The sequence below is a fragment of the Vibrio sp. SALL6 genome, assembly GCF_002002385.1.
Lineage (GTDB): Bacteria > Pseudomonadota > Gammaproteobacteria > Enterobacterales > Vibrionaceae > Vibrio > Vibrio parahaemolyticus.
The window spans coordinates 57,522-68,552 of sequence record NZ_MQVK01000014.1; the positions used below are offsets into that span (position 1 = coordinate 57,522).

General features: G+C 45.3%; 12 protein-coding genes. 8 read left to right on the plus strand and 4 right to left on the minus strand.

What is annotated here, in order from left to right:
• The first annotated feature begins 21 nt into the window (after positions 1–21).
• A complete protein-coding gene (locus tag BIW15_RS08245; protein ID WP_020838923.1) occupies positions 22–663 on the plus strand; it encodes an alanyl-tRNA editing protein in 642 nt (213 codons plus the stop codon).
• A 134-nt stretch (positions 664–797) separates the two neighbouring features.
• Positions 798–1,625: an AraC family transcriptional regulator gene (locus BIW15_RS08250; protein WP_077280815.1), complete on the plus strand. Its 828-nt coding sequence runs from the start codon at positions 798–800 to the stop codon at positions 1,623–1,625.
• Between the two features lie 67 nt (positions 1,626–1,692).
• On the opposite strand, the gene BIW15_RS08255 is transcribed toward BIW15_RS08250, so the two are convergent.
• Positions 1,693–2,580, minus strand: a complete 888-nt coding sequence (locus tag BIW15_RS08255) for a DMT family transporter (RefSeq protein ID WP_025504718.1) — start codon at positions 2,578–2,580, stop codon at positions 1,693–1,695.
• A gap of 120 nt (positions 2,581–2,700) precedes the next feature.
• Here BIW15_RS08255 and BIW15_RS08260 point away from each other — a divergent pair, with 120 nt between their 5' ends.
• From BIW15_RS08260 to BIW15_RS08285, 6 genes are all read left to right on the plus strand, one after another.
• Positions 2,701–3,183, plus strand: a complete 483-nt coding sequence (locus BIW15_RS08260; RefSeq protein ID WP_005464470.1) for a MarR family winged helix-turn-helix transcriptional regulator — start codon at positions 2,701–2,703, stop codon at positions 3,181–3,183.
• A 33-nt stretch (positions 3,184–3,216) separates the two neighbouring features.
• A complete protein-coding gene (locus BIW15_RS08265) occupies positions 3,217–3,570 on the plus strand; it encodes an MmcQ/YjbR family DNA-binding protein (protein WP_015296857.1) in 354 nt (117 codons plus the stop codon).
• Between the two features lie 124 nt (positions 3,571–3,694).
• Positions 3,695–4,129 (plus strand): DUF962 domain-containing protein, encoded by a 435-nt coding sequence (locus tag BIW15_RS08270; RefSeq protein WP_021449138.1) that lies wholly within the window; start codon positions 3,695–3,697, stop codon positions 4,127–4,129.
• Between the two features lie 87 nt (positions 4,130–4,216).
• Positions 4,217–4,762, plus strand: coding sequence for a class IV adenylate cyclase (gene cyaB / locus BIW15_RS08275; RefSeq protein WP_077280818.1), 546 nt, complete (start codon positions 4,217–4,219; stop codon positions 4,760–4,762).
• A gap of 183 nt (positions 4,763–4,945) precedes the next feature.
• Entirely contained in the window at positions 4,946–5,278 is a 333-nt protein-coding gene (locus tag BIW15_RS08280; protein WP_005464576.1) for a hypothetical protein, read from the plus strand.
• 182 nt (positions 5,279–5,460) lie between these two features.
• Positions 5,461–6,087 (plus strand): sugar O-acetyltransferase, encoded by a 627-nt coding sequence (locus BIW15_RS08285; protein WP_021823415.1) that lies wholly within the window; start codon positions 5,461–5,463, stop codon positions 6,085–6,087.
• Between the two features lie 75 nt (positions 6,088–6,162).
• On the opposite strand, the gene BIW15_RS08290 is transcribed toward BIW15_RS08285, so the two are convergent.
• Genes BIW15_RS08290 through BIW15_RS08300 form a run of 3 tightly spaced genes read right to left on the minus strand, consistent with a single transcriptional unit; the run spans position 6,163 to position 10,899 of the window.
• Positions 6,163–7,251 carry a sulfate ABC transporter permease gene (locus BIW15_RS08290; protein WP_179115249.1) on the minus strand — a complete coding sequence of 363 codons (1,089 nt, stop codon included), beginning with the start codon at positions 7,249–7,251 and terminating at the stop codon, positions 6,163–6,165.
• Position 7,252: 1 nt separating this feature from the next.
• Positions 7,253–7,732, minus strand: a complete 480-nt coding sequence (locus BIW15_RS08295; protein ID WP_005485695.1) for a hypothetical protein — start codon at positions 7,730–7,732, stop codon at positions 7,253–7,255.
• A gap of 11 nt (positions 7,733–7,743) precedes the next feature.
• Positions 7,744–10,899 (minus strand): response regulator, encoded by a 3,156-nt coding sequence (locus BIW15_RS08300; protein WP_077280820.1) that lies wholly within the window; start codon positions 10,897–10,899, stop codon positions 7,744–7,746.
• Between the last annotated feature and the right edge of the window lie 132 nt (positions 10,900–11,031).

Here is an 11,031-nt window from a genome sequence, read left to right on the forward strand (position 1 = left end):
TTATGTGCAAAGGAAGGCCATATGACCGTCAAGGTATTTTGGAAAAACCCTTACCAAACAGAACTCACCTCCACGGTAACTCGAATTTCGGACAAAGAAGTCGAGTTATCCCACACTATTTTTTATGCTGAATCCGGCGGACAAGAGAGCGATGCAGGTACGATCGACGGGATTCCTGTCGTCGGTGCAATTAAGTCTGGCTCACGCATTGTTTACACTCTAGAACGTCAACCCACGTTTCGAGTTGGCGACCAAGTGATCACTCAAATTGACTGGCAAAGGCGTTATGCGTTGATGAAGCTCCACTTTGCGGCGGAAGTTATACTTGAACTGTTCACGCAAAAATTTGCAAACATTCAGAAGGTTGGCGCACATATCTCCGCAGATAAAAGCCGAATTGATTTTGAATGGCCTGAAAGCATCACGCCACTGCTGGCGGAGTTTCAACAACGAGCTCAGGCAGTCATTGATTCGGACGCTGAGATTGAGAGCGCATTCTCTGACGAAGGCCAAGAAAGGCGCTATTGGAAAGTGGAAGGCTTCGCTCAAGTGCCTTGCGGTGGTACACATCTTAAACGCACCTCTGAAGTCGGCCGCATTGCCTTAAAACGTAAAAACGTTGGTAAAGGAAAAGAAAGAGTCGAAATTACTCTGGTTAGCTAACCGATTTCAGCGTTCAGTATTTCTGAACGCTGATTAAAAAATATCAAATTGACTCTCTGACCGCGAGAACTAACATTCACGCACTTTGTTCATATCGTTTCAAGATAGCGTTGACACTCATTTTGGAAATGTAAATGAAGGCTTTGATTGAGGTTCTTGACGGGCAGGTGCAACACTGTCCGATAAATCAAAAGTTTGATATTAGCTCGACGGATTTTTACATTGTCTTAAACCATAACTGTGCTTTGGAGTTATGTGATTCTAAAGGCATTAAACAGCTTATCGACCCACCTTGTTTGGTCGCTATTGGCGCGGATTTCAAAGGGCAAATCGCCATCAATTCGTTCGTAGAAAATGCCAATATTTCGGGTTTCAGACTGGCTGCGTGTTTCATCGAGAAACTCAATCAACAGTTGAACTTCCGCGATCTTTGCGATGGCGTGTTCTCGGGGAATGTGGCGGTGAGTTTCACTTTACGTCCGGGAATCGTGGATATCTACTCGGCATTAAAAGCAATGGTGAAAAAGGGCTGTGGTAACCGTTCAAACGATGAATTGCTCGATATCAACAGCATGCTTTTGTATTTGTTGATGCACTTTGAGCAGAGCGCCAGTCAGGCAGAAACTCGTTCATATTCTTCGTTGTCTTCACGTATTCGCGCGCTGATTTCTAAAGATCTAACGAAGCCGTGGACGCTCAAAGAAATTGCGAAACTGGTTTACATGAGTGAGTCGACGGTAAAAAGAAAGTTGAACAAGGAAGGGACGACGTTTACTGACGTGCTGCAGGCTGCACGACTAGATACAGCACAAAAAATGGTGTGCGATAGCGACGCGAGTGTCAGTGCAATAGCTGAGCTATGTGGTTTTAAGCATGCCTCTTATTTTGGTGCCTGTTTCAGAAAAGAATATGGTGCCACACCGCTTGCTTATCGAAAACAAGCCCAGCTCAGAGCGAGTTGATCGTATTGAATAACAAAACGCCCGATACAAAATCGGGCGTTCTCTTGAATATGATGGGGATGATTACTTAAACCGTTATTACTTCTTTTCTTGCGCGCAACGACGTTAGAATTTGAGGCAGTAAAGACATCACAATCATGCCCACCATCAAGCTGTATTGGAGTGGGGTAAAGGTTTCACCCAACAGCAATAACCCAGAGACGATCCCTGCAATCGGGTTGGCAATGCCACCAAACGTAAAGTCGACCACAGACATGCGTTGCAACAACCACACATACATGCCGTAGCCTAGCGCGGTGTTGAGCACAATGACCCACAGCAGCCCTAGTGTGTTGGTCATATCGATATTCTGTACGGCATGCACATAAGGCTGCGGATTGATGGTAGCTAACACAGCCGCGGCGATAGACAGCAATACACCACCCAAAATCAACTGCCACGTGAGTACCGTCCACCAATGCATTTTTGTGCCGAGTGATTTGGTTACGCTACTGCCAATCACGATACACATGATGGCCGCCAGCATCGCCCCTAAGCCGATAGGGTTGAGCGAGATTGAGCTTGGATCGAACAAGAACCACGCTAACGCAATCAACACTGCGCCGCTAATACCTTGTATTGCGCTAGGCTGACGTTTGTAAACCGCCCAACCAAACAGCATGGCAAAGACGGGGACAGAAATCATGCCGACACCGGAAATTGCAGAAGGTAGGGTCAACGCCATCACAAAAATGAGGCCAAAGAAGAAGGCGATGTTAATCGTGCCCAATACCAATAACACTTTCCATTCGTGCTTTTTAGGCAGCGAAGGTTTGATTGCCAGTAGCAGTAGTCCGGCTGGCAGTGCCCGCAGTGCTCCCAGCAACACAGGCGGCCAGTCTGGAAGAGTGAACTGCGTAACGGCATAAGTAGTGCCCCAGAAAAATGCGGGGATCATTGCGAGTAATATGTTCATGTAAAATATCTTCACATTGAGATAATTAATTGTAAAGGTACGCGCTAGATTGCTTTTTGTAAAGTATCTTTATGTTAAAGTAAATCGTCAGACCGAATTCGTATTGGAGAAAGAAAACTCGTGGACGCAATTGATAGAGTAGTAACGCAGTGGGCGAAGGAAAAACCAGATCTTGATACCGAACCAATGGCTATTATGGGTAGGCTAATGCGCATTGCTAAACATATGGAGTGTCGAGTCGCTGATCTGCACAAACAATATGACCTGAAAATGGGCGAATTTGATGTGTTAGCCACGCTGCGCCGTGCCGGAGCGCCTTACCGTCTCACCCCATCAGAGTTGATTGCGTCGATGATGCTCACGTCCGGAGCGATGACCAACCGCTTAGACAAGCTAGAAAAGAAAGGCTTTATTGCCAGAGAGCACAGTAAAGAAGACCGACGCAGTGTTACTGTTGAGCTAACGACTGAAGGCTTGGCATTGATTGAGTCGTTGATCCAAGAGCATGTGGATGTACAACATAGTTTGATTAGTGGATTGTCGGCGGATGAAAAGTCACAAGTGAATCAGGCGTTAAAGTTACTACTGCCTCAATTTGAATAGCGAATCTCGTTGCAAAAAAAACAAGGAATGAGCATGAATATCAAAGAATTGGAATCCTTTTTAGAGACATTTATGTGCGCCGAAAGTGACTTCCCCTTTGGCCCTGACGCACTTGTGTTCAAAGTAAAAGGCAAAATGTTCGCGATAATCGCGGAGCGTGGTGGTCGAGAATACGTCAGTGTTAAAGTGAAACCGGAAGATGGAGAAGTGCTAACGTCCCAGTTTACCGACATCACACCGGGCTACCACCTTAACAAACGCCATTGGGTCACAGTGTATTTCAATGGTGATGCCGAAGATGGTCTCATTCAAGATTTGTGCGAGCGCTCCTACGATTTGGTTGTAGCGAAACTGCCCAAAGCGCAACGTACATTGCTTGGACACTGAAGCCAAATAGCATTTCAGGAAAGCGTTTAGGCAATAACGAAAACCATCAATTGCTCGCTGAAAAACTCGCACCTTTTTTGAGCTCGGACTATATAAAAAGAAGTTGCGTAAAAAGGGAAGTGATATGCGAGCACTATCTGACTGGTTAGAAGCCTATGGTGAAAGCCATCAAAACCCAATCAATCAAAAAATTCACAAAATTGCCGTTCCGGGTATTTATCTTTCTGTGGTTGGGCTTATTTGGTCCATTCCTCAACTTTCAATCTTAGGTTTTCAGCTCAACTGGGTTTGGTTCGCTGTCATTCCGGTTTGGGTCTTTTACTTCCGTTTATCTCTCAGTGTGTTCATGATGATGCTCGGTTACACGTTAGCGTGTATTGGTTTGATTTGGTCGTTGGAGATTCTACAGCTACCCGTCTTACACATTTCTATGCTGTTGTTTGGCGCTTTGTGGATTCTTCAGTTCATTGGGCACAAAATCGAGGGCAAAAAGCCATCCTTTTTTGAGGACCTACAGTTCTTATTAATCGGCCCAATCTGGGTGTTTCGAAAGCACTAAATGCGCAAGCTGAGTGTATTGCCACAACACGATTAAGATTTTGAGTGTAGTATTCGGCTCCTTTCGAAGTTTATGTTGTAGAGGCGAGTGGTGAGTGACGTGCATTTCCAAGGGCAGTTTGAAGTCGAGTTAAAGTATCGAGTAAAAAATCATGATGCATTTTTAAACATGCTCAAACAGATTGAGCATGAAGTCATGTTCGAAAACAACCAAGAGTCAGATTGGTTTTACGATACCCCACAACGCACGCTTACTCAGCAGGGCAAGAGTTTAGTGCTCAGAGAAATTCAGCCTGCCGGCATCAAACTGTGGATTGTAAAAGGGCCAGAAGCTGACCGTTGTGAAGCAACAAATATCACTAAGTTAGATTCTGCTCAAAGTATGCTCGAAAATATGGGTTACGAAGTGATTCAGCACAGCAAGAAAATCAGAAGTATCTTCTTTGTCGGCGAGTTCCATATCACCTTAGATTTTCTCGATGGTTTTGGTCACTTTGCGGAGTTCGCTATTATGACCGACGACGAAACTGCTTTGGCTCGCTATCGCGAGCAGTTAGTCGCACTTGCGCAGCAGTTTCATCTGAGCGAAGCGGATAGAGAGCATCGCTCATACAAAGAGATTTTATCAGCTTAGTCGCTATTTCTTTCCTTTCTAAAACGCGAAGCGAATTCTTCCCAAAACACAATGTCATTTTTGTGTTCTTCTCATTGGTTTGACAGGCAACTCCTAGTAAACAGCACTATGATTACCATAGTGCTGATGCACTGAACCCACACTATCATTTAATGAGTGACGCCGTCACTTTGTGGAGGAGTAATGTATAACCGAGAACATAAGTATGTTTATTGGCGAGAGGAGAGAAAGAAAGGAAAATGGCACTACATCATGAAATCGTTTTTTATGATTTGTTGTGCGTTGTTGGTGGGTAAAATTATCGGTTTGTTCATCTTTGGAGAGCTTCACACTTTTCAGGACGTGACGGAGCAGTTTCCGGCAGATTTTTTCATCATGATGTTAGTTGGTTTCCCGATTAGTGTTGTGGGCTGGTATCACGAAGAGTCCAAGTTCTTCCGTGCTCTAAAACGTAAAGATAAGCAGCTAAAGATGAAGCGAGAAAAAGCAAAGCAAAACAATTCATCAGTGAGTTAATTTCATTTTGTGCGATGGCGCAACTTCCTGTTTTTTCGTGCAGTAATCCGCAAGGTTTCCATGATTTTTTGCAAATTTTGTTCGTGCAAGGTCTGCTAGTTTCTACAAGACATACTCCGGTCTGTCACTGTGATTGGTTATTGTAAGACCGAAGGTAATAGAACGTTAAATGAGATGGATACATGGACCGACAATCAATGCTGCATAGTCAGAAGATTTATTTTTGTACTGACGAAGAACTCGCAAAACAGCAAACGCAATGCCTAGAGATTCTCTATGACTACAACCAAACGCGACCTTCAGAGGGCGAAAAACGTGGTGAAATTCTTCAGCGTTTACTTGGGGCTGTGGGCGATAACTGTTATTTAGAGCCACCGCTTCGAGCAAACTGGGGGCGTCACACTTATCTGGGTGATAATGTGTACGCCAACTTCAATCTTACACTTGTCGATGACACCTATATTTATATCGGCAATTCCGTGATGATTGGCCCGAATGTGACGATTGCGACAGCAGGACATCCTATAGAGCCAGGTTTACGTCGGGAAGTTGCTCAGTTCAATATTCCTGTTCACATCGAAGACAATGTTTGGATTGGCGCAAATTCCGTGGTGTTACCGGGTGTGACGATTGGTGAAAACTCGGTTATTGGTGCAGGGAGCGTTGTGACCAAAGATATTCCAAGTAATGTCGTTGCGGTGGGAAACCCTTGTCGTGTGCTACGTGAAATCGGCGAGCATGACCGAGAGTTTTACTTCAAGGAGCGTAAAGTCGAGGGCAATGTCTATAGCGACCAAGAAGAGGCTTAACGCTGGGCACATGAAGCGATAGAAACAAGAAAAGGCAGATGGACCATCCAATCTGCCTTTGTTCGTATTGAGTAGCTAAAAGACGAAATTCAACATCACCGTGTAGAGGTTGGCATTGGTATCGACTGGTGGGAGAGAAAACGCGCCGGAGTCGTTGTTGAAAGCTTTAAAGTGTTGCCATTCGGCATTCACTGACACGTTGTAATCCACGTCAAACCTTAACCCTGTCAGGAGGCTGTCACCGGTCTTCTTTTCGTTGTCGTCAAACTGCTGGCCATAAACCACGTAAGGGGTGAACTTGTTTAGGTTGTAGCTGGTAGCGGCGTACCACGAGGTCGAGATATCGCTGGTTTGTCCTTCGGCTGTGACGGTTATACGGTCAAACTCATATTTTGCACCCAGTGAAAACAGCTGGATGTGTTGGTCTTCATCTTTCAGCCGTATTGTTCCCGCCGCGCTGCCTTGGCCAGGTATGGGCTGCATGGCGTTAGAAAGTACGGTGGTTTGATCGTACTCGGCATTCAAATACGCAAAGTTCCAACGATAGTTATCACCGCTTAACGTCAAGTTAAGCCCTGCTGAGTAGTTGGTGTCTATACTAATGTCCGTATCTTCACTGATGGTAACGTCGCTGCTGTAACCGTAGCCCACAAACGGCATTGCAGTGATCATCACATTCTCATTAAGGTCGTAATTCCATCTAACGGATAGGCCATCATACGCCGTAATCCCGAGAATGCTGTCATACACTTCGTTCGGCGGTCTGGCGGTGGTAAACGCTTGTCCCACATAGTTGTATTCAGAAATAAGGAATACAGGCAAACGCAATCGACCACCACGAATTTCGACGTTGTTATAGGTGTAAGCGAGGTAAGCCCATTCTACTTTGGGTTCACTCCAATGATCTTGCGGTCGCTTGACGACTTGAACAGAAGCACGAAAAGCTTGATAGAAGTAATCAAGTTGGAGGCCGAATGTGGTGTCGCAATCGAAACAGCTATCATCATCAATAAATCGGTTCACGAGCAATGAGGTTTCGTTGTCGGACTGCGCCCAGGCAATGGAGCCAAACCCGCTAAGCGATAAGTTATCGGTCAGTTCTACTGTTGCTAAGCTCGGAAAAGCGACACTGCTAATAAGTACTGCGAGGAGCGATCTCTTCATTTCATTTCTCCGAACTGACGACATAAAGAACATGAGCATCCGACGGCAACGAGTCGACGGGGGCATAGCCAATGCGATTAGGTTGTTCTCGCATCCACGCTAACAAGATTTCAATACTGGGTTGATCAATTACTTTGGGTGGACGCGCCTTGCCTGAAAACGAAAGGCTGGCCCAATGCGCATTCATTTGAGCCAAGTTTTTATTAAGCAGGTAGCGATAGAACTCCGTTCGTTCAACGGACGTCTCTGGCCAATCAGAGAGTTCAATTCGTTGGCCTTGTAATAGTCTGGTTTTGCCTCGGTAGAGCTTCCTCGCTTTATTAATGGTCAACGCGTCAAACTGAGCGTTAAGTGAAAAAATGGCGTAACTTTCTGCGGCAAATGCCTGATGGCTCCAAGGCAACAAAAATATAAGCAGCAAACAAGCGGAGACCAGTAGTCGCAGCGCTCGTTGATTATGAGGGGGGAGAATCATGCTCATGTGTGGCTCGCCTACATTACGTTTTCGATTTGATGCAACAGTTTCTCCTTTCTCACTGGTTTAGGCACATAAGCGTCCATCCCGGAGTCAAAACAGCGTTGAATATCGTCGTCGACCACACTGGCTGTTAGCGCGATGATCGGCGTTTTTTCGAGTCCTAAGCTAGCTTCATAAGCGCGGATCTGTTTCGTTGCTTCGAACCCATCCATCACCGGCATCATGCAATCCATTAAAATGATGTCGAAGCCACCATCGCGCTGGAACATCTCCACTGCGATCTGGCCATTTTCCGCGACTTCAAACTGATAGCCAGCCTTGCTTAACAGTAAAGAAGCAACTTTTTGATTCACTCGGTTATCTTCCACCAATAAAATCCGTTCACGTCTCATTGGCGCAGCACTTAACGTCTCACCAACGCGTTGTTTAAATTCGGGTTCTTCAAAAGCGGGCAAGCTTGATTGGTTGAGCTTTGTCGATGCAGTTACGGGAAGTCGCAACCCAACGGCTTTATCAAGTTTCTCTTTGAGTAAATCCGCCTTAAACGGTTTTGGTACGTAGTCGTCCATGCCGACGTCAAAACACTTTTGAATATCGTCATCAACAACGCTTGCTGTTAACGCGATGATAGGAATGCGGAACGTTCGATTTTCTTTCAGCTCTATTTGTCGGATTTGTTTAGTTGCCTCAAACCCATCCATCACCGGCATCATGCAGTCCATCAAAATCAGACAGTATTGGGATGTTCTGAACATGTCGATCGCTTCCTCACCATTAGCAGCGAGATCAAAACTAAAACCTGCTTTGGTGACATGCAACCCTGCAATTTTTTGGTTCACAGTATTGTCGTCTACAACGAGCACTTTGGGTAATTTTTCAAGTCGGGTTGCAGGCTGAACGACGGAAATAGATTGAGTAAATCGTTCAGCACAGCTTTCAAGCGCTTTGAGTAGACGTTGTCCTAGCAAAGGTTGAGTAATGATCGCTGCGACACGGTGACCGAAATCAAGCTGTTGGCTGTGTAGATGTTTGATTAGGCAAACTTGCACATGTTGATGTTCCAAATTTCGCATCAAATCTGTGTTCTTCACTGCGGCATCTGGCGTCGTTTCAACATAAAGAATGATGATGCGTTCTTTGTCGTTAATCCATGTCGGAAGAGCACTAAGATCATGAACAGATTGATGCACTTGAATTTGATAGAAGCTCAACTCATTGCGCAGTTTTGTTTCTAGGTCACTGTCGTCACAGACGAGCCAGATTTGGTTATTCACGGTATGTCGAGCACGAAAATGGGCTTGAGAAATCGGCGCGGTGAGTTGGAAGTAGAAACGGCTTCCGCGGCCTTTTTCAGATTCAAGTTGTATGCTTCCGCCCATGAGTTCGACAAGTTGCGTACTGATGGCAAGACCTAAACCTGTTCCTCCAAATTGGCGGGTGGTGGAATCGTCCTCCTGAGCGAATGGTGCGAAGATTCGTTTCTGTTGCTGCTCATCGATGCCGATACCTGAGTCTTGCACGGAAAACTCGATGACGGCTTCCGATTCATTACTTTCAAGCGTGGTAATCGAAAGCTCTACACTGCCTCGTTCCGTAAATTTAACGGCATTGGACATGAAGTTCATGATCACCTGACGCAAGCGGTGATCGTCAATGACGATGTGGTAAGGCGTGTTCGGGCTAATGCTGACGGTTAATTCGATGCCTTTCTCTTTTGCTTTTGGGGACACGATTGAGGCGATGTCATAAATTGATTCTCGCACGCAGGTTGAATGAGGACTTATCAGCAACATGCCGGACTCAATTTTGGAAAAATCCAACACGTCGTTAATCAGGCTGAGCAGCAATTGGGAAGACGTCTCTATTGTGTCGACGTAATCTCGCTGTGTAGCCGTCAACGGGGTGTCTGCCAGCACTTCAGAAATACCTATCACACCGTTGAGCGGAGTACGAATCTCGTGCGACATGTTCGCTAGGAAGCTACTTTTCGCTTTGCTGGCTTCAATCGCGTCGTCTTTGGCGCGCTCGGCATCTTCTTTGGCTTTGGTGAGTTTCTGCTTTGCTTGTTCTCTCTCATGACTGAGTTTTTCCACTTCTTGAGCAAACTTGCTTAACTCATCTTTGCCTTTGATGAGCTCAGAAAGTGGTGAGTCTTCGCTGTAATTTTCGCGGCTTAAAAATTCAAGAACAAGATGCAGGTTGTTGGTCACTTTACGCACCAAGCGAATGGTTAAACTGATAACAAGAATCGTCACCAACGACATGATAACAATGAATACCAACCGCTGTTGCGTGGTTGCTTTAATGGTTTGTGCGAGCTTCGTTTGCAGCTCATGTTCCATCGTGTCGTCGATGTCATGAAGTAGCGCCAGTCGCGTGTTCAGCGCAGCAAGTCCAGCTCCCGTTTTAAGAGGAGATAACGCTTGTAGTTCCTCTTGGTTAAGTAACTGATCACGAAATTCTTGGCTAGTTTGAAATACCTTGTTGCTAAAGGTATCTATCAGCAATTGGACTTGGTTCTGGTTAGCATTGAGCGCGACGAAGCGCTCTACAAGCAGCTGTTGGTTTTGAATCAGAGACTGAATCTCATCACGAACAGCGTCGTCGTAATGAAGACGCTTATTGGCTGAATAAATGAGATATTCACTCAATCGACGCTCTTCCGTCGACCAAAACATTAACCATTCCAATTGCATTAAGGAGGAAAGATGGCGATCGGTTTCGTAACTGACGTTACTAAAATAGACCTTGTCGAGATTAAGTAGGATTTGCTCAAAAGTATCTGCTCGCCATTCTGCAATATCCAGTTTTTCTTCGATATCGATTGCTGTAAACATCGAGAGGCTGGCTTCTTCAAAACTCGCAAGGAGAGGCAAAACCTCAGAATTGTCGCCAAAAACGCGGGGGGTCGTTTCTTTTAGTTCTTGAATGAGCAGCGCTGTTTTGTCAGCTTTATTCGGGATGGATGGGTTATTGGGTAAATTAAACAGGTAAGAGACTTTGTCGATGTAAACAGAGAATAATTGAGCTTTTTGTAAATCTTGAGCTTGAGTCGAAAGATTATGAACGTGTTGTCCCGCCAGAAAAAACAACAAAATGATTGGCAGTAAGACAAGGCCAAACAGTTTGTGTTTAACTGATAGGTTATTCCACGAAAAAATTCCGACCACAGCGCATTTCCATATCCAAAGGGTTGATATGAAAAGTGTAGTTTATCTATTTAGGTTGTTAGCGCTATGAGTGCAATCGGGTTTAAAAGGGGATAAAAATGTGACGTGTTTTGCAGAAAGCTTCTCATAACG